The sequence below is a fragment of the Adlercreutzia aquisgranensis genome (genome assembly GCF_943193145.1).
Lineage (GTDB): Bacteria > Actinomycetota > Coriobacteriia > Coriobacteriales > Eggerthellaceae > Xiamenia > Xiamenia aquisgranensis.
In genome coordinates, this window is the sequence record NZ_CALPDA010000004.1 from 1 (window position 1) to 26,063 (window position 26,063).

At 65.2% G+C, this 26,063-nt stretch carries 20 protein-coding genes and 3 tRNA genes; 19 read left to right on the top strand and 4 right to left on the bottom strand.

Annotated features, from left to right (window positions below; translation table 11 throughout):
• The 3 genes from NFR41_RS03030 (at position 1) to NFR41_RS03040 (ending at position 323) form a co-directional block, all read left to right on the top strand.
• A tRNA-Gly gene (locus NFR41_RS03030) sits at positions 1 to 76 on the top strand.
• Between the two features lie 66 nt (positions 77 to 142).
• Positions 143 to 216 (top strand) — tRNA-Cys (locus NFR41_RS03035).
• 31 nt (positions 217 to 247) lie between these two features.
• Positions 248 to 323, top strand: a tRNA-Gly gene (locus tag NFR41_RS03040).
• Between the two features lie 73 nt (positions 324 to 396).
• On the opposite strand, the gene NFR41_RS03045 is transcribed toward NFR41_RS03040, so the two are convergent.
• Positions 397 to 1,332 (bottom strand): teichoic acid transporter, encoded by a 936-nt coding sequence (locus NFR41_RS03045; RefSeq protein ID WP_251230672.1) that lies wholly within the window; start codon positions 1,330 to 1,332, stop codon positions 397 to 399.
• Between the two features lie 180 nt (positions 1,333 to 1,512).
• Between NFR41_RS03045 and NFR41_RS03050 the strand changes: the two genes are divergently transcribed.
• From NFR41_RS03050 to gpmI, 5 genes are all read left to right on the top strand, one after another.
• Entirely contained in the window at positions 1,513 to 2,373 is an 861-nt protein-coding gene (locus tag NFR41_RS03050) for a TerC family protein (protein WP_251230673.1), read from the top strand.
• A 182-nt stretch (positions 2,374 to 2,555) separates the two neighbouring features.
• Positions 2,556 to 3,557, top strand: a complete 1,002-nt coding sequence (gap, locus tag NFR41_RS03055; protein ID WP_160212399.1) for a type I glyceraldehyde-3-phosphate dehydrogenase — start codon at positions 2,556 to 2,558, stop codon at positions 3,555 to 3,557.
• Between the two features lie 68 nt (positions 3,558 to 3,625).
• Entirely contained in the window at positions 3,626 to 4,810 is a 1,185-nt protein-coding gene (locus NFR41_RS03060) for a phosphoglycerate kinase (protein ID WP_251230674.1), read from the top strand.
• Positions 4,811 to 4,838: 28 nt separating this feature from the next.
• Positions 4,839 to 5,609 carry a triose-phosphate isomerase gene (gene tpiA / locus NFR41_RS03065; RefSeq protein WP_251230675.1) on the top strand — a complete coding sequence of 257 codons (771 nt, stop codon included), beginning with the start codon at positions 4,839 to 4,841 and terminating at the stop codon, positions 5,607 to 5,609.
• Between the two features lie 90 nt (positions 5,610 to 5,699).
• A complete protein-coding gene (gene gpmI, locus NFR41_RS03070; protein ID WP_251230676.1) occupies positions 5,700 to 7,274 on the top strand; it encodes a 2,3-bisphosphoglycerate-independent phosphoglycerate mutase in 1,575 nt (524 codons plus the stop codon).
• A gap of 351 nt (positions 7,275 to 7,625) precedes the next feature.
• On the opposite strand, the gene NFR41_RS03075 is transcribed toward gpmI, so the two are convergent.
• Both NFR41_RS03075 and NFR41_RS03080 read right to left on the bottom strand, forming a co-directional pair.
• Positions 7,626 to 9,323: an FAD-binding protein gene (locus tag NFR41_RS03075; RefSeq protein ID WP_251230677.1), complete on the bottom strand. Its 1,698-nt coding sequence runs from the start codon at positions 9,321 to 9,323 to the stop codon at positions 7,626 to 7,628.
• A gap of 153 nt (positions 9,324 to 9,476) precedes the next feature.
• A complete protein-coding gene (locus tag NFR41_RS03080) occupies positions 9,477 to 10,901 on the bottom strand; it encodes a helix-turn-helix transcriptional regulator (RefSeq protein WP_251230678.1) in 1,425 nt (474 codons plus the stop codon).
• A gap of 332 nt (positions 10,902 to 11,233) precedes the next feature.
• Here NFR41_RS03080 and NFR41_RS03085 point away from each other — a divergent pair, with 332 nt between their 5' ends.
• The 6 genes from NFR41_RS03085 to holA all read left to right on the top strand — a co-directional run bounded on the left by NFR41_RS03085 (position 11,234) and on the right by holA (position 18,257).
• Positions 11,234 to 11,770 (top strand): peptidylprolyl isomerase, encoded by a 537-nt coding sequence (locus NFR41_RS03085; RefSeq protein ID WP_251230679.1) that lies wholly within the window; start codon positions 11,234 to 11,236, stop codon positions 11,768 to 11,770.
• Between the two features lie 78 nt (positions 11,771 to 11,848).
• On the top strand, positions 11,849 to 13,222 hold the full coding sequence (locus tag NFR41_RS03090) for a tetratricopeptide repeat protein (protein ID WP_160212405.1): 1,374 nt from the start codon (positions 11,849 to 11,851) through the stop codon (positions 13,220 to 13,222).
• A gap of 83 nt (positions 13,223 to 13,305) precedes the next feature.
• Positions 13,306 to 13,716, top strand: coding sequence for a nucleoside-diphosphate kinase (ndk, locus tag NFR41_RS03095; RefSeq protein ID WP_160212406.1), 411 nt, complete (start codon positions 13,306 to 13,308; stop codon positions 13,714 to 13,716).
• A 391-nt stretch (positions 13,717 to 14,107) separates the two neighbouring features.
• Positions 14,108 to 14,875, top strand: a complete 768-nt coding sequence (locus NFR41_RS03100; protein ID WP_251230680.1) for a ComEA family DNA-binding protein — start codon at positions 14,108 to 14,110, stop codon at positions 14,873 to 14,875.
• On the top strand, positions 14,844 to 17,255 hold the full coding sequence (locus NFR41_RS03105; protein WP_251230681.1) for a ComEC/Rec2 family competence protein: 2,412 nt from the start codon (positions 14,844 to 14,846) through the stop codon (positions 17,253 to 17,255). The genes NFR41_RS03100 and NFR41_RS03105 overlap by 32 nt, the downstream gene beginning before the upstream one ends.
• A gap of 12 nt (positions 17,256 to 17,267) precedes the next feature.
• On the top strand, positions 17,268 to 18,257 hold the full coding sequence (gene holA, locus NFR41_RS03110) for a DNA polymerase III subunit delta (RefSeq protein WP_251230682.1): 990 nt from the start codon (positions 17,268 to 17,270) through the stop codon (positions 18,255 to 18,257).
• Between the two features lie 79 nt (positions 18,258 to 18,336).
• Here holA and rpsT read toward each other — a convergent pair whose 3' ends face one another.
• Positions 18,337 to 18,867 carry a 30S ribosomal protein S20 gene (gene rpsT, locus NFR41_RS03115; RefSeq protein ID WP_251230683.1) on the bottom strand — a complete coding sequence of 177 codons (531 nt, stop codon included), beginning with the start codon at positions 18,865 to 18,867 and terminating at the stop codon, positions 18,337 to 18,339.
• Positions 18,868 to 19,176: 309 nt separating this feature from the next.
• Between rpsT and lepA the strand changes: the two genes are divergently transcribed.
• From lepA to NFR41_RS03140, 5 genes are all read left to right on the top strand, one after another.
• Positions 19,177 to 20,982, top strand: coding sequence for a translation elongation factor 4 (gene lepA / locus NFR41_RS03120; RefSeq protein WP_251230684.1), 1,806 nt, complete (start codon positions 19,177 to 19,179; stop codon positions 20,980 to 20,982).
• Positions 20,983 to 20,986: 4 nt separating this feature from the next.
• Positions 20,987 to 21,949 (top strand): tRNA dihydrouridine synthase DusB, encoded by a 963-nt coding sequence (gene dusB, locus NFR41_RS03125; RefSeq protein WP_251230685.1) that lies wholly within the window; start codon positions 20,987 to 20,989, stop codon positions 21,947 to 21,949.
• Positions 21,950 to 22,049: 100 nt separating this feature from the next.
• Positions 22,050 to 23,159: a radical SAM family heme chaperone HemW gene (hemW, locus tag NFR41_RS03130; RefSeq protein ID WP_251230686.1), complete on the top strand. Its 1,110-nt coding sequence runs from the start codon at positions 22,050 to 22,052 to the stop codon at positions 23,157 to 23,159.
• 146 nt (positions 23,160 to 23,305) lie between these two features.
• A complete protein-coding gene (gene trmFO / locus NFR41_RS03135; RefSeq protein WP_251230687.1) occupies positions 23,306 to 24,733 on the top strand; it encodes a methylenetetrahydrofolate--tRNA-(uracil(54)-C(5))-methyltransferase (FADH(2)-oxidizing) TrmFO in 1,428 nt (475 codons plus the stop codon).
• Positions 24,734 to 24,737: 4 nt separating this feature from the next.
• A complete protein-coding gene (locus tag NFR41_RS03140; RefSeq protein WP_251230688.1) occupies positions 24,738 to 25,700 on the top strand; it encodes a tyrosine recombinase XerC in 963 nt (320 codons plus the stop codon).
• Positions 25,701 to 26,063 lie beyond the last annotated feature (363 nt).

Genomic DNA, 26,063 nt, shown 5'->3' on the forward strand with positions numbered 1-26,063 from the left:
GCGGACATGGCTCAGCTGGTAGAGCACCACCTTGCCAAGGTGGGGGTCGCGGGTTCGAACCCCGTTGTCCGCTCCATCGTCACAGAAGGCCGGTCATACCTAGCGCATTGGCCGGCCTTATCTATGGCGATCGATGCCTTAGGGCGACGTGGCCAAGTGGTAAGGCAGAGGCCTGCAAAGCCTTCACCCCCGGTTCGAATCCGGGCGTCGCCTCCATCCTTCAGTTGCGCGAGGGTGGGTTGTCAACGCGGACATGGCTCAGCTGGTAGAGCACCACCTTGCCAAGGTGGGGGTCGCGGGTTCGAACCCCGTTGTCCGCTCCATAAATACGAAAGCCGCTCCTCGTCGGGAGCGGCTTTTCTGTTGCAATCGATACTGCCCTGTTGCGGCTGACGGCTACTCCATCACGCGGATCCCCACGTACACCGCGGTCTCGGGCAAGCCGGCGATGTCGTAGACCTCCTCCAGCGCGATGGCGGAGATGCGCCAGGTGTAGGTGGCGTCGTTGTACTGCACCGTACCCTGCTTGTAGGTGTTGCCCGCATCGTCGACGCCCTGGGTGTCCTCGGCGACGGTGGCGGGGTCGAACCCTTCGATGGCTATGGCGCTTTCGATGGCGGCCTCGACGGAGCCCGAACCGAAGTCGACGTAGCGCACGACGTCGTTGACGCCTGCCTCGCGGTCCACCTGCAGGGTCCACGAGCCGTTAAGCAGCTTGGCGGCGCGGGCGGCGTCGAGGTTGGCGATGCCCCGGGAGAGCATCACGGCCGCATCGGAAGGGGAGACGTCCGAGGGCAGCTTCATGACGTTGAGCGTAGGCTCGCCCTCCTCCTCGTCGCCTGCAGGCTCCCCCTCGATGCCCAGGTTGTAGATGGCAAGCCCCTCTTCCTCGAACTTGGCGAGGATGGAGTCGTTGTCCAGGTCGAGCAGGGTGGTTATCTGGGGGATGTCGTAGGAGACCTCCCGCTCGAGGTTCTCCTCCACCGTGGCAAGGGACAGCCTCACCGAGTCCTCTATGCCGCCGATGGTGCTGGAGCCCCACCAGGCGCCCACGCCGAGGGCCACGGCGGCGAAGGCGAGGGCGATGACCCAGGCCTGCCCGGGCATGCTGACGGGGCGTTTAAGGCCGCTCCCGTCGGGGTAGAGCGTGGCGTCCTCGGGTCGCAGGGCGAGGTTCGGGCTGGTAGGGGGCTCGTCGTTGCGCTGGGCATGGGAGCGCGGCGTGCGCTGCGGCTTGGGTGCAGGCTCCGGCTCGGGGCCCGGCCCGGTGTGCAGCGGGATATGCTCCATGGCCCGCGTCGCCATATCCTGGGATTCGGAATCGTGATTCATCGGCTCTCCTTGACCAGCCCGCCCGCTAAGGTGTTTTTCGAAACGATTCGGTATTATAACAAAGGATTTAACGGCCCCTATGGTAGCATCGGAGACCGCATCGGCCGGTCATAGTTCGCGCCGGTGCGTCCGCCCAGCCAAGGCGGCCTGACGAAGCGATGATCGAGGAGCGCTCTTAAGATGGACCTGTCTATCTTCACCACCCCGGAAGCATGGATCAGCCTGGTCACCCTTATCTTTCTGGAGATCGTGCTGGGCGTGGACAACATCGTCTTTATCTCCATCACCACCAACCGGTTGCCTAAGGACAAGCAGCACATCGGGCGCAAGCTGGGCCTGGCGGGCGCTTTGGTGATGCGCGTCCTGTTTCTGTGCTTCGCCTCGTGGCTCGTGCATATGACGACCCCGTTGTTCACCGTTGACCTGGGATTCTTCTCCCATGGGTTCTCCATCCGCGACCTGGTCATGCTCGTCGGCGGCATCTACCTTATCTACAAGGGCATCGAGGAGCTGCGCGGCATGCTGGCCTTGACCGAGGTAAAGGCAGAGCACAGCGAGGAGCACAAGCAGAAGCACATGCTTTCGCTGTCCCAAGCGGTCGGCACCATCATGGTCATGGACATCGTGTTTTCCATAGACTCGGTCATCACCGCCGTGGGCCTGGCGAACCATCTCATCATCATGATATTGGCCGTGATCGTCGCCGTCATCGTCATGATGGTGTTCATCGACCCCATCTCCGACTTCATCAACAACCACGCCGAGATGAAGATATTGGCGCTGGTGTTCATCGCGGCCATCGGCGTGCTTCTGGCGGTGGACTCCTGCGGCATCAATTCCGGCGTCGAGGTTCTGGACATGCACATGGAGAAGCTCATGGTCTACTTCGCCATGGTGTTCTCCATCATTCTGGAGCTCATCCAGATGCGCTACAACACCAACCTCAAGAAGTACGAGTCCGAGCGCGCGGCGCAGGCTGCCCAGGCCGGCAGCGCGCAAGCCGCCGCCATGCCCTCCTCCGACGAGGGCTCCGTCCGCTAGCTGCGGTTTCGGCGGGCTCGGGGTCTTTTGCTTTTCGCGCCTGGCGCAGGCCTAATTCCCAGAAGGACGCTTCCGTATCGGGTTATTTGGTGGAAGCGACTGCGCCGCTGGTGGGATGCGCTAACCTGTAAGGCGTGCCCGCAAGGGACGTGGAACATATATCTCGCGAAAGGGGATACCCTATGACGACGAAAGTAGGCATCAACGGGTTCGGTCGCATCGGCCGCTTGGCGTACCGCGCCATGGCCAACGATCCCGAGATCGAGGTCGTGGCCGTGAACGATCTGGGCGACATCCCCACGATGGCCCATCTGCTGAAGTACGACTCCGTCCACGGCCGCGCCTTCGACACCGTGGAGGTCGTGGAGGACGGCTTCGTGGCCGACGGCCACCATGTGAAGGTGCTTTCCGAGCGCGACCCAGCGAACCTGCCCTGGGGCGAGCTGGGCGTCGACGTGGTGGTGGAGTCCACCGGCTTCTTCACCGACGCCAACAAGGCTAAGGCCCATCTGGACGCCGGCGCCAAGAAGGTCATTATCTCCGCTCCCGCCAAGAACGAGGACATCACCATCGTCATGGGCGTCAACGACGACCAGTACGATCCGGAGAAGCACAACATCATCTCCAACGCCTCCTGCACCACGAACTGCCTGGCTCCCGTGGCCAAGGTGCTCATGGACAACTTCGGCATCAAGCGCGGCTACATGAACACCATCCACTCCTACACCAACGACCAGAAGATCTTGGACTTGCCCCACAAGGACCTGCGCCGCGCCCGAGCCGCAGCCATGTCCATGATCCCCACCACCACCGGAGCTGCTCGCGCCGTGTCGCTGGTGCTTCCCGAGCTGAAGGGCAAGCTGGACGGTTTCGCCACCCGCGTTCCCACGCCCGACGGCTCCATGGTCGACCTTACGGTGGAGCTTGGCCAGGACGTGACCATCGAGCAGGTTAACGCTGCCATGAAGGCCGCCGCTGAGGGCCCGCTCGCCGGCATCCTGGAGTACACCGAGGACCCGATCGTGTCCATCGACATCGTAGACGATCCCCATTCCTCCATCTTCGACAGCCAGCTGACCATGGTCATGGGCGGCGAGGGCAACCTGGTGAAGGTGGTTTCCTGGTACGACAACGAGTGGGGCTATTCCAACCGCGTCAAGGACCTGGTGAAGATCCTGCTGTAAGGCAGCTATCGCAATCGTTGGAAGGGCGGCTGATCGGCCGCCCTCTTTCTATAGGCAAGGAGGGCCCCGTGGCCGACATCAAAACCATCGACGAGCTGAACCCTGCGGGCAAGCGGGTCCTGGTGCGCGTCGACTTCAACGTCCCCATCAAGGACGGCTCGGTGACCGATGACACCCGCATCCGGGCGGCGCTGCCCACCATCCGCTCGCTGGTCGAGCGAGGTGCGCGCGTCATCCTGGCAAGCCATCGGGGGCGCCCCGACGGCACCGGCTTCCAGGAGGAGTTCACGCTGCGTCCTGCGGCCCTGCGCCTGGCCGAGCTGTTGGGCCAGCCCGTGGCGTTCTCGTCCGACACCGTGGGCGAGGACGCTCGCGCCAAGGCCGATGCGCTCGAGGACGGGCAGGTGCTTCTGCTGGAGAACCTGCGCTTCGACAAGCGCGAGAAGAAGAACGACCCGGCCTTCGCATCCGAGCTCGCCTCGTTGGCGGACGCCTACGTCAACGATGCGTTCGGCGCGGCCCATCGCGCCCATGCGTCCACCGCCGGCATCGCGCAGCTGCTGCCCGCCTACGCCGGCTACCTCATGGAGCGCGAGGTGGCCACGCTCACCGGCATGCTGGAGGATCCCAAGCGCCCCTTCGTCGCCATCCTGGGCGGATCGAAGGTGTCCGACAAGATCAAGGTCATCGACGCGCTCATGGACAAGTGCGACACGCTGATCATCGGCGGCGGCATGTGCTTCACCTTCCTGCTGGCCCAGGGCAAGTCCGTGGGCACGTCGCTCAAGGAAGACGACTGGGTGGAGCGCGCGGGCGCCATGATGGACAAGGCGGCGGCCTGCGGTTGCAAGCTGCTCTTGCCGGTGGACGTGGTGGCAGCCGATGCGTTCTCCAACGACGCCCGCACGGAAACGGTTTCCGTCGACGCCATCCCCGACGACATGATGGGGCTCGACATCGGCCCTGAGACCGCGAAGCTCTACGGCGATGCAGTCGCCGGTGCGGCCACGGTGTTTTGGAACGGCCCCATGGGCGTGTTCGAGATGCCGGCCTTCGAAGCCGGCACCAAGGCGGTGGCCCAGGCCGTGGCGGACAACAAGCGAGCCGACACCATCATCGGCGGCGGCGATTCGGTGGCGGCGGTGAACCAGTTCGGGCTGGCCGACGAGATGACCTTCATCTCCACGGGCGGCGGTGCCTCCATGGAGCTGGTGCAGGGCGAGGCGCTGCCCGGTGTCGAGGCTCTGAAGTAACAACCCTTTTGAGGATAGGAGGCCGTCCATGGCGCGCAAACCCTTGATGGCAGGCAACTGGAAGATGAACAACACCATCGGCGAGGCGGTGGTGCTGGCCCAGGACATCTCGAACAACTTCGAGCGGGATTGGAGCGATTCGGTGGACGTGGTGGTATGCCCGCCCTACGTGGACCTGAAGCCCGTGAAGACGGTGTTCGACTTCGACAAGACGCCTGTGGCCGTGGCTGCCCAGAACGTGTACTTCCAGAAGAAGGGCGCCTTCACCGGCGAGATATCGGTGGAGATGCTGGCCGAGATCGGCTGCGTGGCGGCCATCGTCGGCCACTCCGAGCGCCGGGAGCTTCTGGGCGAGACCAACGAGGACGTGAACCTGAAACTCAAGGCGTTGCTGGAAGGTGGCATGTACGCCATCGTCTGCTGTGGCGAGTCGCTGGCCGTGCGCGACGGGGGCGGTGCGCTCGAGTATGTAACGGCGCAGGTGAAGGCGGCGTTTGCCGGCGTGGACGGCTTGGACGCGGCCAAGTGCGTGGTGGCCTACGAGCCCATCTGGGCCATCGGCACGGGGCGCACGGCAACCCCCGAGCAGGCCGAGGAGGTGTGCGCCGCCATCCGCGCGCAGCTGGCGGAGATGTACGGCCAGGACGTCGCCCAGGCCATGCGCATCCTCTACGGCGGCTCCATGAACGAGGGCAACGTGGAGATGCTGCTGGCCCAGCCCGACATCGACGGCGGACTGGTGGGAGGGGCGAGCCTTAAGGCCTTGTCCTTCGTCAACCTGGTGAAGGCCTGCCTGTAGCCGTTTTGTTCGTATGGATGTGCGGCCCTTCGCGCTTTGCTCGGAGGGCCGCGCTGCAAGAAAGCGTTTCGACCGAGCTAGGAGCATGCCATGTCCGTTTCCACCGCCGAGAATGCCATCTCGGACGCCGTGCGCACGCCGGCCTGCCTCATCATCATGGACGGCTTCGGCCTTGCCGAGCCCGGAGAGGGCAACGCCATCTCCCTGGCTCGCACGCCCAACCTCGATAAGCTGTTCGCGGCCTGCAGCCATACCCGGCTGGAGGCGTCGGGGGAGGCCGTGGGGCTTCCGGCCGGCCAGATGGGCAATTCCGAGGTGGGACACCTCAACATCGGCGCCGGGCGCGTGGTCTACCAGGAGCTCAGCCGCATCAACCGGGCTTGCGCCGACGGGTCGCTGGCGGCCAACGACGTGCTGCAGCGGGCTTTCGCCGCGGCGAGGGAGGACGGTGCGGCGCTGCATCTGATGGGTCTGCTCTCCGACGGCGGCGTCCACTCCATGAACACCCATCTCTACGCGCTTCTAGAGGCGGCCAAGGATGCCGGCGTGCCCACGGTGCGCGTGCATGCCTTCCTGGACGGCCGCGACGTGCCGCCTGCGAGCGGCGCTGACTACCTCGACCAGCTGCAGGAGGTGCTCGACGGCCTGTGCGACGATGGCTTCGACGCGCGCATCGCCACGGTGTCGGGCCGCTACTACGCCATGGACCGCGACAAGCGCTGGGAGCGCGTGCGGCAGGCCTGGGAGGCGCTGGTTCAGGCCGAGCCCCTGCGCCAGGACGACCTGTCCGCCTCCGATGCGGCGCGTCGTTCCTACGACGAGGGCGTAACCGACGAGTTCGTGGTCCCCTTCGCGCTGGACGGCCGGGGAATCGCCGACGGCGACGCGGTGGTGTTCTTCAACTTCCGCCCCGACCGTGCCCGAGAGATTACCCGCTCCATCGTGGACGAGGCCTTCGACGGCTTCGAGCGCTCGGTGCGCCCGCAGGTATCCTTCGTATGCCTGACCGAGTACGATCCGGCCATCGAGGCGCCGGTGGCCTTCCCGAAGGAGTTTCCGGACAACGTGCTTGCCGACGTGCTGGCCGACCGGGGGCTTCGGCAGTACCACATCGCCGAGACAGAGAAGTACGCCCATGTGACCTTCTTCCTGAACGGCGGCATCGAGGCGCCCAAGGCGGGGGAGGAGCGGTGCCTCATCGCCAGCCCCAAGGTGGCCACCTACGACCTGCAGCCCGAGATGAGCGAGCCCGACGTGGCAGACACCCTGGTCAAGGCCATCGACGAGGGGGAGGCGGACGTTTACATCGTGAACTTCGCCAACCCCGACATGGTGGGGCATACCGGTGTGATCCCCGCAGCCGTAGCCGCCGTCGAGGCTGTCGACGAAGGGGTGGGCAAGGTGGTTCGGGCCATAGGGCGCGCCGGCGGCATCGCCTTCGTGACCGCCGACCACGGCAATGCCGACAAGATGCTTGCCGACGACGGAACGCCCCATACCGCCCATACCATGGCGCCCGTTCCCTTCCTGCTGATGGACGCGAGCGGCGCGGGGATGCGCCTGTCGGGCGAGACCGGGGCGCTGTGCGACATCGCCCCGACGCTGCTGGATGCCATGGGCCTTGCTGCGCCCGAGCAGATGACGGGAAAAAGCTTGCTGGCCTAAGGTCGGAAGGCGGGACCCTTCTCGGCCGGAAGCGGCATGGTCGACCCGTGCGAGGTTGTCCTTTGGCTTGTACGGGTCGACCATGGGATTGCTGTTTGCGAAACGGTATTGCTGGTCTGCGGTGCTTTCTTCCTGGCCGCCGGAATATGCAGCATTGCTAATTCGAAAGCCTGTGACCTGCGGTCTTCGAGCCTTTGCAAACGTCCTACATCCCGTCGATGATGTCGAGACGTTGGCGGGAGCCCTCGCTTCCGCAGCCATAAGAGATTCTGTCAGGGGCGGGGGTCGTGGGAAGTTTCCCGCGGGCCGCTATGTTCCGCAATGCAGCGGCCCGCTTTCGGGTGGGTGGTCTTAGGCGGCGATATGCTGGCCAGCGATGTAGCCGTAGGTAAGCGCGGCGCCGTGGCTTGCTCCGGATAGCGAGAACGGATAGTCGTCCACGAAACGGCCTCCCTGAGTGTTGCCCACGGCGTACAAGCCGGGAATGGGGCGAAGGTCGTCGCCTAGCACGCGGGCGAATTCGTCTGTCTCGAGGCCGCCCATCGTTACGAGCAGGCGCATGCAGCTCACGTCGTCCACCGAAGTATGCTTGCTCATGTCGTAGGTGATTGCCCTGAACGGCCCCTCGACGATGGGGTGCATTTTCTCGGCGGCTTTGCCGAAATCATCGTCATGGCCTTTCTCGCACAGCTCGTTGTAACGGGCTACCTCGTCGAGAAACGTCTTCGCGTCTTCGCCCTTGATGTTCAGCTGTGCGGCAAGTTCTTCGAGCGTGTCCGCTTCGGCTGAATAGGTTTCGCCGTCACCGAAGCTGCGTATGTATTCCAGCGTCATGTCCAGCTGAGGATAGTAGTCGGCAGCCCTTGCGTCGACAATCTGAAATACCTTCGTGCCTGGTTGCGCGACCATGATTTTTGCGATGTTGGTCATGCTCAAGTCCTCGTTGCAGAAGCGTCGGCCGTGCTCGTTGACCTCTAGGAACTGATCCACTCCGAACTGAAGGATGTGCGCCATGACCGCATGGGGCCCGCAATCGAGATGACCGCCGGCGGCTACGCCCATAATCTGCCCGTCACCGGTGCTCGCTGGATTGCCCTTCATGTCGCGTGCCTCGTGGGAGAACAGGTACTTGTCCCTGTTCTCGAAGATCCAAGGGGCATAGGTCTTGAGCATGTCTTCGTTGAGGCTGTAGTCGCCGGTAGCCAAGATGACACCCTTCGACGCACGATAGCGCGTGTAGGTATCGTCGGCCAGGTTCTGGCATACGACGCCGGTTACCCGACCGTCCTCTACGTCGAGCTGCACGGCGGGGGAGTCGAACACGGTTAGCGCATTGCCGCTGCCCACGGCCTTATCGATATTCGCTTCTAGCAGCGGGCGATGCGTCTCGTTTCCGCCGCCTACGCTAATGCAGCCGGGGAACAGGCGCTCATGGTCGATGCCAAACCGATAGGTGTCCTCCGCACCGTCGCCGTACAGGTATATCTGCTCCGGATCTTCAGGGAAGGGGTCTTCGAGACCTACGAGCATGAGGTCGTCCATTGCCCCCGCATACCATTCGAACGCTTCGCCGCATCGCGCAAGCCACGTATTGATGACGCGGTAGTTGCCGCGATGGGCCATCTGTATCATGAGCTCGTTGGCGACTACCGTAGGGTCGACCTCCTGTACGCCTAACTTGCGTGCCAGGTCGCTGTTGAATGCGGCAAACATGCCCGAGCGACAGTTCGGAATGCTTGTCTTTTCCACTGCGATGACGTTTGCGCCGCCCTCGGCCGCCGCGCGCATTGCGGCAACGCCGGCAACGCCCAAGCCCACGACCACCACATCGCATTCCTTTGTATCGGCGATGGCGTCCTCGGGAATTGCCTCTCGCTCCTTGCCTTGGCTACCGTCCCCCTCGGCGTCAGCTTCCTTGGCGGCCTGGACCGGAGCGCAGCCTGCCAAGCCTGCCGCAGCTGCGGCTGCACCGGCCAGCGCTGCAGCGCCGAGGAACGAGCGCCTGGTCATTTCGTTCGACGTCGTGGGGGTTGCAGCTTTGCTTTTCACGGGTCTCCTCCTTTGCTGCCAGCCTCTCCGCGGCTGGCTGTTTCGGTAGGAAGAGAATGACTTTCCCGGTTCTTGCCGACTAGACCCGAAAGGTATGCAATACCTGCATTCAGCCATTGCATACGAAACGGGTGTAAGACGTGAGCTGGGGTTTTACCTATTCCTATCGTTGATTGCTTCGACGGCCGCCTGCTCAGCGAGCGAAATGAGCTCTTGGCGAGAGTGAACGCCGCATTTCGCATAGACTTTCTGAAGGTACGACTTGACGGTGTTTTCGCTGAGCACGAGCTTCTCCGCCATGAAGGGGACGCTGCGGCCGGAGGATGCCAAAGCGAGCACGTCGGTCTCGCGCGGCGTCAGCCCGACTTTTCCGGCTATGGCTTGCACGCCTGGTCCGAGATCGCCCTGTGCGGCACCGTGGCTATGGGCCGAGGAGTATTTCGCGGTGACGAGCAGATCGATGCCTCGGTCGCTCAGCAACCAGATCGCTGCCAGCGAGTATCCGAGAGTAAGCAGCGCTATGAGGCTGCGGTCCGCGATGTCGATGCCCGCAACAGCCAGTCCGAAGAGGACGATCGAGCTGGAAAAGAGCATGGCGCCCATTATGCCGAAAACCGCTGGAGTGGAGAATGCTCGCGTCTTTGCCATGAGCACGGCGGTGTAATAACCCAATCCGGTGAGGAGGCCGTAAGACATGCTTGCGAAAACATAAGCGGGGTAGTTGAGGGCGTTTGGCAGGAGTAGCAGCAGAAGCGAGCCTATGGTAAGGGACGATATGATTTTAACGCCCGTAGAGAGATTCACGTCGCCCAAGGAAAGAAGGATTACCGCAAGTAAAGCGACAGTCACGAGGTCGGAGGAACCCGGATAGAACGCTCCGGAGTCGGCGCTGGAGAACGCGAGGTTCTGAGTGATGCCCGAAATCATGCTGGCAAGGCACAAACCCGCGATGGTGCCTATGAGCACGTGCTTGTCGACTTCTAGGGGACGGCTGTCTCGTGGGTTGGAGTCCTTTCCCAATGCGCGATCAAGACGGTTGAGGCATATCAGTGTCGCCGCAACGGTAACGAAGAACGTGAATGTCGCGTGCGTGCTTGCCCAAGGGATGGCGGCGGCGATGGAGGAGGTCAAGGCGCTCAGCACTATGATGGCCGCTACGATATGCGAATTGAGCAGAGTCATCAACTCGAGCCAGAAGAATAGCAAAGTGGTATTGCCGGCAGCGAAGAGTAGGAAGCAGATGAGGAGCATGGGGCGGGGAAGGGCTTGCCCGACGAGGGCTAATCCTGACAGTATGAAGACGGCCGCCACATAGAAGATGCACGGACAAGCGCGCAGGGTTTGGAGCCGCGATCCTGCGGCTATGAAGATCGTCGAGGTGATGGCCGAGGAGAGCACGTACAGCAGGGTTCCGCTGTACTCGAGCGGCCCGATACCCGGAAGGGCATCTCCGGCGAGCAAGATGGCGGTCCATCCAGAGACATCGATTGAAAAACCACCGAGAACGAGCAGGGCGATTGTCCCCAATGTCTGTTGAGGGGGAGAAGGTGTCCATCTTCTGTTCGGTTTACGCGTCAAAACAATTCCTTGCTAGCCTTTGACGGAGGGGACGAGGAAAGTATAGCAGCTGTCGGGCTGTACGCGAGGAAGCCGGTAAGGCCTTTTCGCGTCTGTGAGAGGGCGTTTTAATCGATGGGGCGAACGGCGATCGTCAAGAGGATCAAGCGCTGGTTCGTTGCTTTAGCAACATGGTCGCCGGTCGTATCTGGGGTCGCGGCGTCTACGGGGCGACCGGGCGCCTGTCGGCGGGGCTTTCCCCTGATGGCGTGAAATTTGCGAGTTTTTCCCTGAGAGATGCGGGGAAGCTGATAGACTTTTGAGGAATGCCCGAACGAACAGGAGGCCGATTCATGGCGCTGTACACTCCCGAATATCAGCCCAACGGCAAGGAAGTCGCCGTCATCCGCACGTCCAAAGGGACCATCCGCGTCCAGCTCGCCGGCGAGGACGCCCCCATCCACGTGGGCAACTTCGTCGAGCTGGCGCAGAAGGGCTTCTACGACAACCTGAAGTTCCATCGCTACGTGCCGGGCTTCGTCATCCAGGGCGGATGCCCCAACACGCGCGATTTGACCCCCGACGAGGTGGTGGCCAAGGCCCGCAGCCCCTTCGGCGGCTTGGGCACGGGCGGTCCCGGATACACCATCAAGCAGGAGTACACCAGCAACCCCCGCAACTCCCATGAGGACGGCGCGCTGGCCATGGCCCGCTCCCAGATGCCCGACTCGGCCGGCTCCCAGTTCTACCTGTGCCTGGGGCCGCAGCATTCTCTCGACTCCGGCTACACGGTCTTCGGCCAGACCGTCGAGGGCAAGGACGTCATCGGCCAGCTTCGCGTCGGCGACGTCATCGAGGGGATCGACATCGAGAACGCCAACGAGGCTTAGGACCCCGGGCTTCGACGTATGCCTGCTCCGCCGCTTCGGCGGAAGGTCCCGAAGCGTTAGAACGAGGTAAGGAAGCAGATGAACAACGAGCTTTTCAACCAAGCGAAGGACGCCTACCGGGCTCGCAACTACGAGCTTGCGCTGGCGTTGTACACGCAATGTCTGCAAGATGCTCGCAATCCGCTCGGCCCCGGCGAGGAGGGACAGCTCTACCATCAGATCGGCAACTGCCTCGTCAAGCTCAACAATCCCACCGAGGCCATCCAGTCCTACACCTTGGCCACCGCCGACGGGGCCTACGATGCCTGTGGGGCCGTGAACTACAACCTGGGCATGGCCTACGCGTCGCTTCATGATTTCGAGAACGCCGAGCGCCATTTCGAGATAGCCGTCTCCGATCGCAAGTACGGCGCCGCCTACAAGGCCTACGCGGCTATGGGCAACGCGCTCATGAAGATGGGCAAGACGGCCGAGGCGGGCGTGGCCTACCGCGAAGCGGCCCTGGACGACGCGAACCCCGACCCTACGAAGTCGCTGCTGAACCTGGGCGTGTGCTTCATGGCCCTCGACCGTCCGGCCGACGCGGCCAGCGTGTACGAAAGCGCGCTGCAGCTGAACCCGCCGGCGGACACCAGAAACCGCCTGTACGCCAACCTCGGCCAGGCCTACGTGGCCGTCGGCCAGATGCAGAAAGCGGTCCACGCCTTCGAGCAGGCTTTGGCCGACCAGACCTACTTCTTGTCGGACTCGGCCCGCATCGACTACCAGAAGGCCGTCGGCGCCGTCTCCCAGGGCGCTTCCGACTGCACGCAGAAGATGAGCCCGGTGATGCTGGGCAACGACATGTCCGGGCTCGACGTCATGGCCGAGCCGCTGATGGATTACGATCAGGATGGCCAGTACGCTTTGCAGGCAGCCGACGGGTACGCTGCGGGCTACGGTCCTGAAGGCTACGAGGGAGACCCGGGCTACCAGGGGCAAGGCAGCGGCGACATGTTCTTCACCGCTACCGACGAGGAAATCGAGAAGTGGTCCCGCGGCATCGCCAAGCAGGACCGCAAGCGCCGCAACGTGGGGCTCAAGGCCCTGGTGGCAGTTGTTTTCTTGCTGGTTGTAGCCTTTGGTGCTTGCATATTCCTGTATATCCAAGGCTTTGGCTTCCCCTCGCAGGAATCGGTCATCGGCCAGCTGTTCGACGACCCGAAGGCCGCCGTCGACACCTGCTTCGCCGACGAGGTGGATGCCGCCAAGGCCGCCACGTTGGTGGAGCTGGTAGTGGAGGACCCCGAGGTTGTCGTGGACGGCATGAACAAGTCCATGACCGAGTCGACCGCCTACGTGACCGCCCAGACGCCGCAGGGGGGAGATGTGGACTACAAGGTCTCGCTCGTGAGGTCGGGCATCGGTTGGAAGATCTCAAACATCGAGCTTTACTTCGCCAGCCAGAACTAGGGGCATCGGGTATCGTCGTTTCAGGAACGCAGCGCGTACGCGCTTGTGCATGATGTTCGCAAGATAGGAAAGGAAGCTAACCCATGGCAGTGCAGAAGACCTACAGCATGATCAAGCCCGACGGGGTCCGCAACGGGCACATCGGCGAGATCGTCAACCGCTTCGAGCGCGCGGGGCTGACCATCGAGCGCATGGAGATGGGCATGGTCACTCCCGAGCAGGCCAAGGCCAACTACGCCGAGCACGAGGGCAAGCCCTTCTACGAGGGCCTTATCGCCTACATCACCTCCGGTCCCGTGGTCAAGATGGTGATTTCCGGTGAGGGCGCGGTGGCGAAGTGCCGCAGCCTCATGGGTGCCACCAATCCCGCCGATGCCGCCCCTGGCACCATCCGCGGTGATTTCGGCCTGATCATGGACGAGAACGTTATCCACGGCTCTGATTCGCCTGAGTCCGCCGCCCGCGAGATCGCCGTGTTCTTCCCCGAGAACTAACGCATCCGCGACGTTTCGCTCGCCGAGCCCGTCTCCTTCGGAGGCGGGCTTTTCTTATGCCCCGACTCTGCCGATGCGCAAGGATCGACGGACGGTCCTGCAAGGTTTCCGTGCAAAGCGGATGCGCACAGCGAAAGGGGCGGCGACTGACGAGCCGCTCTGTCCGCAAGCAACAGCGAATGGGGGCGCACCGCTTTGGAGGGAACACGGGGCGGATCGGAGGCGGATCGGGCGAGAACGATGGGGGCACCCTGCGCGGAAGCGGCAACGGGCGCGTCGCGCCATGCCGTCACATCCGCAACATGGGGCATGGCGTAGCGGAGGGCCGCCTGTCATCTTCCTGCAAGGGCGAGACGCTAGTCTGTTCGGAGGAAACGGGGAGGAGGCAGCGATGCTCGGGTTCGAAAATCGGCGCGACGCGGTTTCGGGAGGGATGGCAGGCGACCGTCCTCGGGCCCTGGCGCTTGCGGCCGTCGCCATCGCGGTTGCGGCCGCGGTAGTGCTTGCGTTGGTCCGGCTGGCGTCGGGCGGCGGTTCTGGGCTGGTTGTTGCAAGGGGAGACGACGGCGAAGGGCTGGCTGCGGCCGATCGGGTCGTGTCAGATGCCTCCTTCGCTGCGGATGAGGAGATGACTGCGGGCGAAGAGGGGGCGACGGGCGCTGCCGTATCGGGTACCGCACGAGCGGACGAGCTGGAGGAGGGGACGCTGCTTGTGCATATCGGAGGATGCGTGGAGGCGGCGGGGGTGTACGAGCTGCCGGCGGGTGCGCGCATCGCCGATGCCGTGGCGGCCGCCCAGGGCTTCACCGACGATGCGGCTCCCGACGCCGTGAACCTTGCCCGCCCGCTTTCGGACGGAGAGCGCGTGATCGTGCCGTCGGTCCGGGAATACGAGGGCTTGCAGGAGGGCGGCCTGTGGGAGCCCGACGGCGATGCGGACGATGCGGCTCCTTCCCAAGTCGGCGGGAAGGTGAACATCAACACGGCGACGGCGGCGCAGCTGGAGTCGCTTCCCGGCGTGGGCCCCGCCACCGCGCAGAAGATCGTGGCAAGCCGGCAGTCGGAAGGGCCTTTCGGATGCTGCGAGGACCTGATGCGCGTCTCTGGCATAGGGCAGAAGAAGTACGATGGCCTGGCAGAGCTTATATGCGTTGGGTAGGCGCCTGCGCAAGGGGCGCGAGCGCGGCGATGCGCCGTCGGGCGTGCGCCCTTCGATCCCCTTGGCCTTGGCGGCGGGGCTGGCGTTCTGGGCTGCGTGCGCGTGCGCTGTTAGCGCGGGGGAGCATCTGGGCGCAGGCGGCTGCATGCTGCTGGCCCTCGGTTGCGCGGCGGCGGCCTTGGCGGCGTTGCCGCTGCTTCGCGCGCCTCGGGGGGCGTACGCGGCCGCGATGCTTGTGGCGACGCTTGCCGGCGCGTTGAACGGTGCAGCGGGGTCGGCGATGCTTCACGCCCAGGGAGAGGTCCCGACCGCCGAGGCTGTACCCTTCGTGCTGCGCGCGGTCGAAGACGGCAGCGAGACCGCGTACGGCAGGCGCGTGCTGGCGCAGGTCGAGGAGGGCTTTGCCGCAGGGGCGAAGGTGCAGGTGCTTTTCGGGGGCGATGCGGACGTCCTCCACGGGCAGCGATTCGTCGCCGAAGGTTCGCTGCAGGCCGTTAGCGGGTCGAGCGCCGAGTTCCTTTGGGGCAAGGGGTGCGTGCTGCAGCTGGGGGCGCAGGAGGTGGAGCATTCGCCGGGGCAGGGGGTGCGCGATGCGGTGGCGGCGGTGCGGGCGAAGGCGGTGGAGCGCATCGGGTCGCGTGGAGGCCAGGACGCCGCCTTGGTGGCGGCTTTGGCCTGCGGATGGCGCGGTTCGATCGACGACGAGCTGTCCTGCGCCTTCAAGGCTGCGGGTCTGAGCCATCTGATCGCGGTCTCGGGCGCCCACCTTTCCCTGGTCGTCGCCTTCGCTTCGGCCGTGCTGGGGGCGCTGCGCTGCCCGAGGGCGGCGGCGGTGCCGTTGCAGGCAGCGCTTATCCTGTCGTTTCTTCTGCTGTCTGCCGCGTCGGCATCTGCCGTCAGGGCGTCCATCATGGCTTTCTGCGCCATGGGGTCGTTCTTCGCTCGGCGCCGCCCCTCGTCCCTGAGCGCCTTGGGCGTCTGCATGATGGTCTTCGTGGCCCTCGACCCGTTCGTAGCCGTTTCGGTGTCGTTCGCGCTCTCCACGCTCTCCACGCTGGGAATCGTCCTGTTCGGCAGGCTCTTCCAGTGCTGGATCGCCCGTGCGATGCGATGGGCTCCCCGCTTCGCCCGTGATGCGTTGGCGCTGACGCTCGCGTCGAACGTGGCGGCGACCCTGTACGGCTCGGCGCTGTTCTCGCAGCTCTCCTTGGTGGCACCGGTGTCCAACGTGGTTGCTGCGCCCCTGTTCGCCCCCTCCTGCATCGGCAGTGTCGCGGTATCGCTTCTGGCGGGATTGCTCCCCGACATCCCTTGGGAGGTGCTGCAGGTGGGATGCGTTTTCCCGGGGATCCTGGCCCGGGCGGTACGCGCGTGCGCCGCCGTTCCCTATGCGAGCGTGGCCGTCTCGTGGAGCCCGCTGGCGGCCTTGGCTGCATCCGGGGCGATCGCCGCGGCTCTGTACCGGCTGTGGCCCGTGCCCGCGGCGCGACCGCAGACTCGGACGCCGGTGCGCCGGCAGCTGGCGGGGGTTGCGGCGTTTGCGGCGGCTTGCGCCCTGACGATGCTGCTGGGGGTCGCGGTAGCGCCGGGCCTTTTTGGCGGCGACCGATGCGCCCAGATGGTGATGCTGGACGTGGGGCAGGGGGATGCCATTTTGCTGCGCGGGTCGGAGGCGACGGTTTTGGTTGATACGGGCAACAAGCCGGCCCTTCTGCGGCAGGCTCTTGCCAGAAACGGCGTCACGTCGCTGGACGCGGTGGTGATAACCCACAGCGACGACGATCATTTCGGCTGCCTTGCCGATTTGAAGGGGGTGGTGCAGGTACCGTCGGTCATGGTGGCCGAGGACGGCCTGTCCTGTCCGTGCGCCTCGTGCGAAACGCTCAGGAGCGATGCGGAGGTGCTGGTGGGGCGGGATGGGCTCGTGGGTTTGAGCGCGGGCGACAGGATGGAGATGGGGTCGATGAGCCTGGAGGTGCTCTGGCCCGTCGCTTACTGCGACGAGGGCGGCAACGGCGACAGCCTCTGCCTTCTGGTCCTGGTGGATGCGGACGGCGACGGGGCGACGGACTATCGCGGGCTTTTGACGGGGGATGCGGAGCGCGGCGAGCTGGCAAGCCTCGTACAGGCGGGGGCGCTGGGGCCGCTCGACGTGCTCAAAGTGGGGCATCACGGTTCGAAGAACGCCCTGGACGAGCGGACGGTGAGGTCGCTAGATCCTACCGTGTCGCTTATCAGCTGCGGGGATAACAATCGCTACGGGCACCCTTCCGCCGAAGCGCTGGCGCTGCTGGAAGAGGCGGGCAGCGAGGTGTTTCGCACCGATGTGCACGGAGATGTAGCTTGCCGGTTCGACTCCGACGGCATGGAGGTGCGATGATACAATGGGGCCATGAGCCAAGCGAGCGCACAGACGAAGCCCGGAACGCCGCTGCCAGGGTACCTGGTGGTGGGCGACGACGCCCTGAAGCGAGAGCGGATCGCCGCGGGCATCAAGCGGCGCCTTGCCCAGATGGGCGACATGACTTTCAACACCGATACGTTCGAAGGGGGCTCCGCCGAAGGCGCGTCCATCGTGAACGCCTGTAGGACGGTGCCGTTCCTCAGTCCGTACCGCCTGGTATGCGTTACCGAGGCGGACAAGCTCAAGAAGGCCGACTCCGAGGAGCTGGTGGCCTACCTCAAGAGCCCCAACGAGAGCACCGTGCTGCTGCTGACCGGCGAGAAGCTGGCGAAGGGCACGCGGTTGTACAAGGCGGTTGCGGCGTTGGGGGCCAAGGCCGTCATAGAATGCGTTGTGCCCAAGACGCGCGATCTGCCGAACCTGGTACGCGAGATGGCGCCGGCCCACGGGGCTACCATGACCGCGGATGCCGCCCATAAGCTGGTGGAGCTGGTGGGCGACGATACCGTGCGACTAGATGCCGAGGTGGCGAAGCTCGCACTGCTGCACGAAGGGTCGCAGCCCATCGGGGTGCGCGAGGTGCTCGACAACGTCTCCCAGGTATCGGAGCCCACCCGCTGGGACTTCGTGAACGCGTTCTCGGCACGCAACACCGCCGCTTGCGTGGCTATGCTTGGGCAGATGAAGTCCGTGTCGCCCCATTCGCTCATCGGCCTGTGCGCGAACCGGCTGCGCGACCTCATGGCCGCGCAGTCGATGATTCGCCGGGGCACGCCGGGTGCTACAGCTCAGGCGCTGGGCAAGCAGGATTGGCAGGTCCGGTCCATAGTCGCCGACGCCCGCCGGTTCAAGGCAGTCGAGCTCGAGCGGGGACTTCTGGGGGCGCGCAAGACCGAGATGGCCATGAACAGCGGCAAAGACGCTGACGACGCGTTTCTGGAATGGGTGATTTCGGTCACCGGCCCGGCCGGCCGCTAGCGGCTGCGCAAAACGGCTCGGAATATGAGGAAGGCCCGGTTTCCACCGGGCCTTCCTGGCAATCTGGTTCGGGATGCGCTTACTCGGCGGCAGCTTCGCTCTCGGCGTCGCCCTCGCCCTCGGCGGCGGCAGCAGCAGCTTCGGCGGCAGCAGCCTCGGCAGCTTCCTTGGCCTTGCGCTCGGCAGCCTTCTTCTCGGCCTTCAGCTGGGCCTCGCGGCGCACGGCCTTCTCCTTGCTGGCGGCCTCCTGGGCAGCCTTGCGGGCGGCCTTGGCCTCGGCCTTCTTGTTGGAGCCGCTGGGAGCGACCTTCTTCTCGGGCTTGACGTAGGCAGCGCGGATCTCGTCGGTCACCACGGTGTTGGCCAAGGCCATGATGCCGCTCTTGCGGTTGGCGGCCTGGTTCTTATGGATGACGCCCTTGCTGGCGGCGCGGTCCATGAGGCGGCAGGCGGCAAGCGCGTAGGCGTAGGCGGCGGTGCCGTCGCCGGCGGCCACGGCGTCCTTCACGTGGCGCACGGCGGTCTTCAGCTCGGACTTGACCGCGCGGTTGCGCAGGCGAGCCTTCTCGTTGGTGAGGATGCGCTTCTTCTGGGATTTGATGTTCGCCATGAGGTATGCCTTTCGTAGTATCGTCGGTATGGCTGGCATGTATCCAACGATACGGGCGCGCAGGGCAGGCGTACCGGCTGCGGCAGGCGATCGGTGCGGCGGGCAGGATTTTCCGTCGCGGGCGCCGAGACCGCGGGGTCTCGGGCCGGCCAACGGGTACGCAATCGAAGCAGCCTCGTCTGCAGATTCGGCGGTGCGGGCACCGCGCGGGCGTACCGTTGGATACACAATGCGGTAGAATAGCAAAAGTTTGCCCGAAGCGGCGGAAAAAACACGGATACAGCTCCTTTAAGGATGAACGAACACAGCATGACAATAGATCCGAGCCATATCAGGAACTTCTCCATCATCGCGCACATCGACCATGGCAAGTCCACCTTGTCCGATCGCGTGCTGGAGCTTACGGGGACCGTTGCCAAGCGAGACATGCAGGAGCAGCTGCTGGACTCCATGGACATCGAGCGCGAGCGCGGCATTACCATCAAGAGCCAGGCGGTGCGCGTGGAGTATACCGCCGAAGACGGCGAGGTGTATCAGCTCAACCTCATCGACACGCCGGGGCATGTGGACTTCACCTACGAGGTGAGCCGAAGCCTTGCCGCCTGCGAGGGCGCGGTGCTGGTGGTGGACGCCACCCAGGGCGTGGAGGCCCAGACCGTGGCCAACGCCATGATGGCCATGAACGCCGACCTTGAGATCGTGCCGCTCATCAACAAGATCGACCTGCCGGCGGCCGACCCCGATCGCGTGCGCGCCGAAATCGAGGACGGCCTTGCCCTTCCCGCCGACGACGCGGTGCTGGCCTCGGGCAAGACCGGCGAGGGCGTGCGCGACATGCTGGAGGCGGTGGTCTACAACATCCCCGCGCCCGAAGGCAACCCCGACGGCCCTCTGCGCGCGCTCATCTTCGACAGCTACTTCGACGCCTACCGCGGCGTGGTGGCCCTCGTTCGCATTGTGGACGGTTCCATGGGCAAGGGCGACCGCATCCGCATGCTGGCCACCGGCACCGAGGCGCTGGTGGAGGAGGTGGGCGCCCGCCGTCCCGCCGAGACGCCGCTGTCGCGCCTGTCTATGGGCGAGGTGGGCTACCTGGTCACCGGCCTGAAGGACGTGAGCCTGGTGAAGGTGGGCGACACCATCACCGCGGCGGCGGGGGGAGTGGACGAGCCGCTTCCGGGTTACCGCGAGGTGAAGCCCATGGTGTTCACCGGGCTCTTCCCCATAGACGGCGACCAGTACGAGCCGCTGAAGGAGGCACTGGAGAAGCTTTCGCTGAACGACCCGGCGCTTATCTGGGAGCCCGAGAAGTCCCATGCGCTGGGCTTCGGTTTCCGCGTGGGCTTTCTGGGCCTTCTGCACATGGAGGTGATCAAGGAGCGCCTGGAGCGGGAGTTCGGGCTCGACCTTCTGGCCACGGCGCCTTCCGTGGAGTACCACGTGTACAAGCAGGGCGGCGCCATGGTGAGCCTGCACTCCCCCCAGGAGATGCCCGACGCCTCCGAGATAGAGCGGGTGGAGGAGCCCTACCTGAAGGCGAAGATCCTCATCCCGCCCGACTACGTGGGGGCGGTGATGGACCTGACCGTGGCCAGGCGCGGGTCATTCGTGAACATGAGCTACCTGTCGCCCACCACGGTGGAGATGATCTGGGAGATTCCGCTCTCCGAGCTGATCATGGACTACTTCGACAAGCTGAAGTCCTCCACCAAAGGCTATGCCTCCTTGGACTACGAGTTCGACGGCTACAAGGAATCGAAGCTGGTGAAGCTGGACATCCTGCTGTCGGGCAAACCCATAGACGCGCTGTCGTTCATCGTGCACCGCGACAAGGCCTACGACCGGGGGCGCGTGCTGTGCGACAAGCTGAAGGAGATCATCCCGCGCCAGATGTTCGAGGTGCCCATCCAGGCGGCCATCGGCGGGCGGGTGCTGGCGCGCCAGACCGTGAAGGCCAAGCGCAAGGACGTGCTGGCGAAGTGCTACGGCGGCGACATCACCCGTAAGCGCAAGCTTCTGGAGAAGCAGAAGGCGGGCAAGAAACGCATGAAGAGCATCGGCAACGTGGAAGTGCCCCAGGAGGCGTTCATGGCCATCCTGAAGGTGGACGAGTAGCTCCATGCCCTTCCTCGGCTACAACGTGCTGCTGGCCCCCATGGCCGGCGTGACCGACGTCGCCATGCGAACGCTGTGCCGCGAGCAGGGGGCCGACATGTGCTTCACCGAGATGGTGTCGGCCAAAGGGCTCTCCTTCGCCAACGATAAGACGCGCCATCTGCTGGATTTGGCGCCGGGGGAGGACAAGGTGGCCGTGCAGCTGTTCGGCCACGAGCCAGCCGTGATGGCCTCCCAGGCGGCCTGGATCGAAGAGCAGATGGGGGAGAGCCTGGCCTATCTGGACATCAACATGGGGTGTCCCGCCCGCAAGATCGTGAGCAAAGGCGACGGAAGCGCCCTTATGAAGGACCCGGAGCTGGCGACTGCCATCGTGAGCGCCGTGAAGGGGGCCGTGAGCCATCCGGTGACGGCGAAGTTCCGGCGCGGATGGGGTCCCGATAAGGAGACAGCCCCCGAGTTCGCCCGGCGCATGGAGCAAGCCGGAGTCGACGGCGTGACGGTGCACGGGCGCTTCTCGCTGCAGATGTACCATGGATTCGCCGACTGGGGGTGCATCGAGCGCGTGAAGGCGGCGGTGTCGGTCCCCGTGTGCGGCAACGGGGACGTGCGCAGCGGCCAGGACGCCGTTGCCATGAGGGAGCGCACCGGCTGCGACGGGGTCATGATCGCTCGCGCTGCGGAGGGCAACCCTTGGGTCTTCGCACAGGCGAAGGCGGCTTTGGCGGGCGCGTCGCAGCCCGAGCCGCCGACGGCCGCCCAGCGGCTGGCCATGGCGCAGCGCCATGCACGTCTGCTGTCCCAGCGGGAAGGGCGCAACATCGTCCGCATGCGCAAGCACGCCATGTGGTACGTGGCGGGACTTCCGGGGGCGGCGGCTGCCCGCCGGCAGATCAACGAGTGCGAGAGCTTGGAGGATTTCGAGCGGGTGCTAGGCGAGCTGGGTCATATAACTAGTAGTAACTAGAATAATTGTCAATGGCATCTAAAATCAAGTAATACCTAGTTTTAAGATGTAATCCCAGCTCAGTTGTTGATATTCGAGGTGTTGCCGAAAGGGGGATTCAATGCCGCACGACCCGTACAAGGCGCTGTACGTGCACCTTCCGTTCTGCGTGAGGCGGTGCCGCTACTGCGATTTCGCCACCGAGGCGGCACCTTCGGACAGCCCTGCGATCGAGCGCTACGTGGAGGATCTGTGCCTGCAGGTCCGTCGCGCCTCGAAGGAGGGGGAGCTGGGTGCGGTGGAGACGGTCTACCTGGGCGGCGGCACTCCCAGCCATGTGGGGCTTTCCCGCCTGTCGATGCTGCTGTACACGCTGTCGCTGTCGATGCGCCTGGAGCCGGACGTGGAATGCACCATGGAGGCGAACCCCGAGAGCTTCGACGCGCGCATGGCGGCGGACATCTGGGCGCTGGGCGTCAACCGCCTCTCCTTGGGGGTGCAGAGCCTCGACGACGAGGTGCTGGGGATTTTGGGAAGGCCCCACGATGCGCAGGCGGCGCTCGCAGCGATTGCAGCGGCCGGAACCCGCTTCGACAACGTGAGCGTCGACGTTATGTGCGGTATCCCGGGGCAGAGCGTAGCCTCGCTTGCGGACACGCTGCAGCGCCTGGTGGACGCCGGCGCGAAGCACGTGAGCGTGTACCCGCTTGCAGTGGAGGAGGGCACGTCCCTGTACCGCGACATGATGCGCGGGCGCTTCCCCGAGCCGGACGAGGACGAGCAGGCCGAGGCCATGGTGGCCGCAAAGGAGCTGCTGGAACGGGCCGGGTTCCACCGCTACGAAGTAGCCAGCTACGCGCTCGAAGGGTTCGAATGCCGCCATAACAAGGCCTATTGGACCGGCAAGCCTTACCTGGGCATCGGGCGCTCGGCTGCCACCATGACCCAGAACGACCAGCGCCGCATGCGCGTGACCGACGGCCAGGTAACCGACGATCTGGACCGGCGCCAGATGTACGCCGAAGACCTGATGCTGGGCATGAGGATGTCCGCCGGCGTTCCTAGGGAGCTGGTGGACGAAGCTTCGTCGGTGCTTCCCGATACAAAGCAAGTGCTTGCTCGTTTAGTCGGGATTGGCTTGGTCGAGGAGGATGCGGACGCGTTTCGGCCCACTGAGCGCGGGTGGCTCCAGGGCAATGAGCTCTACGGTGCGCTGTTCGACTTGGCCTAGCAGGCGCTAGGTAATAACTGTTTGCTGGTTCTTGCTAGGTATTTCGATGGCTCTTTGGGCGGCTGGCGCTCTTGCTTTAGAATTGGGCGCAGTACGGACGGATGCGGGGCTTGCTTGCACCGCGAATACGAGGAGGGGCTGTGCCTATGGGGCGATTGCTTGAGGGACGGCGCGTGACGGTGGTGGGCGCCGGGCTTGCCGGCACCGAATGCGCCTTGCAGCTTGCTGCCCGCGGCGCCGCGGTGCTGCTGGTGGAGATGCGCCCCGTGGTGTCGACCGAGGTGCATCGCGGCGGCGGGTTCGCGGAGCTGGTTTGCTCGAACTCCCTCAAGAGCGAGAAACCCTCGAGCGCGGCCGGGATGATGAAAGCCGAGCTCGACGTCTTGGGCTCCCGCCTTATGGACTTCGCGCGGCAAACGCGGGTACCCGCCGGCGGCGCCCTGGCCGTGGAGCGGGAAGAGTTCTCGGCTCTGGCGACGCGCGCGGTTAAGGACTGCCCCCTTATCGAGGTGCAGCGGCGCGAGGCGCGCGACCTGTCTGCCGAGGCGCGCGAAACCGACGCGCTGGTGCTGGCGAGCGGGCCGCTTACCTCCGATGCCCTGGCCGCGTCGCTGGCGGAGGCGACCGGCGCCGAGTCCCTGGCCTTCTACGACGCGGCCGCCCCCATCGTGATGGCCGACTCCCTCGATTACACGCGGGTGTTCCGTCAGAGCCGCTACGAGGAGGCCGGCGAGGGCGAGCTGGCGCGGGGGGACTACCTGAACGCCCCCTTCACGAAGGAGGAGTACGAGCGGTTCGTCGACGAGCTTCTGGGCGCCCAGTGCACCGTGAAGCGCTCCTTCGAGCGCAAGGATCTGTTCCAGGCGTGCCAGCCCATCGAGGAGATCGCCCGCGCCGGGCGCGACGCCGCGCGCTTCGGCCCCATGAAGCCGGTCGGCCTGACCGACCCGGTCACCGGGCGCCGTCCGTGGGCCGTGGTGCAGCTGCGGGCCGAGGACCGCGCGGGCCAGAGCTTCAACCTGGTGGGCTTCCAGACCAACCTCACCTTTCCGGAGCAGCGGCGCGTGTTCTCGCTCATTCCCGGGTTCGAGCATGCCGAGTTCGCCCGTTACGGCGTCATGCACCGCAACACCTTCATCGACGCCCCCCGGCTGCTCGACGCGTCGCTTCGCCTGCGCGCTGCCGCCGATGGCGCGCCGGTGTTCGTGGCGGGGCAGCTGGCGGGCACCGAGGGGTACTGCGAGGCCATCCGCTCGGGGCTGCATGCGGCGATCTCCGTGGCCGCCGAGCTGTCGGGGCGCGCACTTCCCCTGCCCGGCCCCCAGACCGCCTTCGGCAGCCTGCTCGCCTACGCCACCGATCCGGCCACGGCCGACTACCAGCCCATGCACGTGAACTTCGGCATCATCGAGCCCTTGGAGCGCCCCGTGCGCAACAAGGGCGCCCGCTACGAGGCTTATGCCAGGCGCGGCGCGGAGGCGTTTGAGGCCTATATCGCCGAACTGGATGAGGCCGGCCTGCTGGCGCCGGCCCGGCCCGACGGGGCGCCCGTCGGGCCGGGGGCGGAGGCGTAAGGCCATGGACGGGGCGCCCTCCGATCAGATGCAGCCCGTGGCCGCCGATCCGGCGGTTCTTGAGCTGGTGGACAGCTTCTGCGAGTCCTTCGCCACGGAGCGGCGGCTGAGCGAGCATACCGTGCGGGCCTACCACGCGGACCTCACCGCCTTCGCCGTGTGGTGCCACGGCAAGTCCGTCGACCCGACTGCGGCCGGCGTGCGCACCTTGCGCCGCTACCTGGCCGACCTGAGCGCCGCCGGCTACGAGCGCACCACCATCAACCGGCACCTCTCCAGCCTGCGCAGCTTCTACCGGTGGCTTATCGTGCAGGGCGTGGTGGCCGACGACCCGGCCGGGGCGCTCATGGGGCCCAAGAAGGATCGGTCGCTGCCGGCGGTCATAGGGCCGTCGGACATGGCGGCGCTGCTGTCGGTCCACGGGCCGCGCGATAGGCTGGGGCGCCCGAGGAAGCAGGACGCGCGCGACATCCGCGACCAGGCGCTGCTGGAGTTCCTCTACGCCTGCGGCGTGCGCGTGTCCGAAGCCTCCGGGCTGCTGCTGGCCAACGTCGATTTCCGCCGCGGATCGGTCAAGGTGTTCGGCAAGGGTTCGAAGGAGCGTATCGTTCCGCTTCACCCCATGGCGCTCGCCGCTATGGAACGCTACCGCGACCAGGCCCGCGACGAGCTGCTGGTCCAGGGTCCTGTGGCTTACTTCTTCGTGTCGAACCGAGGCGGGCGCTACACCACCGACGCCATACGCAAGATGTTCAAGCGCACCGTGCGCGAGGCGGGCCTCGACGAGAGCCTCTCGCCCCACGCCATGCGCCACACCTTCGCCACCGACGTGCTGGGCGGGGGAGCGGATCTGCGCAGCGTCCAGGAGATGCTGGGCCACGCGTCGCTTTCCACCACGCAAATCTATACCCACGTGGAGGCCGAGCGCCTGAAGGCGGTGCACTCCCAAGCCTGCCCGCGGGCCTGAACCGCCTTGGGGTTCGCCAGCGTCGTCAACAGCTTCGTGGCGGCCTTTCCTCGGCAGGGCGACAGTTCTCCTTTCGGCTTTTCGGCCCGGACTTGGGCATCCATACTGCGATATGAGGGCCGGTAGCCGCCCAGCCGTGCTGGATTGCGCGGCGCCGGGCTGCACGGTCGGACGTTGGTGCGGATGCGAGGAAAGGAGCAGCCGATGAAGCGCAGGGCGAAAATGCTTCTGGGCATCGCAGCCATCGTGTTGTCCTTCGCGCCGTTTATCTAGGGGCGTCCGCCCCTTGGGCCGCCCTATCCCACGGGACGCAGAAAAGCCCCTGAAAGCCGCGGGGGTTTCAGGGGCTTGCGCTGGCGTTGC

What these genes read in the sequence shown, in the direction of transcription:
- NFR41_RS03045 (WP_251230672.1), bottom strand. Translation starts at nt 1,332, where the DNA reads ATGAATCACGATTCCGAATCCCAGGATATGGCGACGCGGGCCATGGAG.
- NFR41_RS03050 (WP_251230673.1), top strand. Translation starts at nt 1,513, where the DNA reads ATGGACCTGTCTATCTTCACCACCCCGGAAGCATGGATCAGCCTGGTC.
- gap (WP_160212399.1), top strand. Translation starts at nt 2,556, where the DNA reads ATGACGACGAAAGTAGGCATCAACGGGTTCGGTCGCATCGGCCGCTTG.
- tpiA (WP_251230675.1), top strand. Translation starts at nt 4,839, where the DNA reads ATGGCGCGCAAACCCTTGATGGCAGGCAACTGGAAGATGAACAACACC.
- gpmI (WP_251230676.1), top strand. Translation starts at nt 5,700, where the DNA reads ATGTCCGTTTCCACCGCCGAGAATGCCATCTCGGACGCCGTGCGCACG.
- NFR41_RS03085 (WP_251230679.1), top strand. Translation starts at nt 11,234, where the DNA reads ATGGCGCTGTACACTCCCGAATATCAGCCCAACGGCAAGGAAGTCGCC.
- NFR41_RS03090 (WP_160212405.1), top strand. Translation starts at nt 11,849, where the DNA reads ATGAACAACGAGCTTTTCAACCAAGCGAAGGACGCCTACCGGGCTCGC.
- ndk (WP_160212406.1), top strand. Translation starts at nt 13,306, where the DNA reads ATGGCAGTGCAGAAGACCTACAGCATGATCAAGCCCGACGGGGTCCGC.
- NFR41_RS03100 (WP_251230680.1), top strand. Translation starts at nt 14,108, where the DNA reads ATGCTCGGGTTCGAAAATCGGCGCGACGCGGTTTCGGGAGGGATGGCA.
- NFR41_RS03105 (WP_251230681.1), top strand. Translation starts at nt 14,844, where the DNA reads ATGGCCTGGCAGAGCTTATATGCGTTGGGTAGGCGCCTGCGCAAGGGG.
- holA (WP_251230682.1), top strand. Translation starts at nt 17,268, where the DNA reads ATGAGCCAAGCGAGCGCACAGACGAAGCCCGGAACGCCGCTGCCAGGG.
- rpsT (WP_251230683.1), bottom strand. Translation starts at nt 18,867, where the DNA reads ATGGCGAACATCAAATCCCAGAAGAAGCGCATCCTCACCAACGAGAAG.
- lepA (WP_251230684.1), top strand. Translation starts at nt 19,177, where the DNA reads ATGACAATAGATCCGAGCCATATCAGGAACTTCTCCATCATCGCGCAC.
- dusB (WP_251230685.1), top strand. Translation starts at nt 20,987, where the DNA reads ATGCCCTTCCTCGGCTACAACGTGCTGCTGGCCCCCATGGCCGGCGTG.
- hemW (WP_251230686.1), top strand. Translation starts at nt 22,050, where the DNA reads ATGCCGCACGACCCGTACAAGGCGCTGTACGTGCACCTTCCGTTCTGC.
- trmFO (WP_251230687.1), top strand. Translation starts at nt 23,306, where the DNA reads ATGGGGCGATTGCTTGAGGGACGGCGCGTGACGGTGGTGGGCGCCGGG.
- NFR41_RS03140 (WP_251230688.1), top strand. Translation starts at nt 24,738, where the DNA reads ATGGACGGGGCGCCCTCCGATCAGATGCAGCCCGTGGCCGCCGATCCG.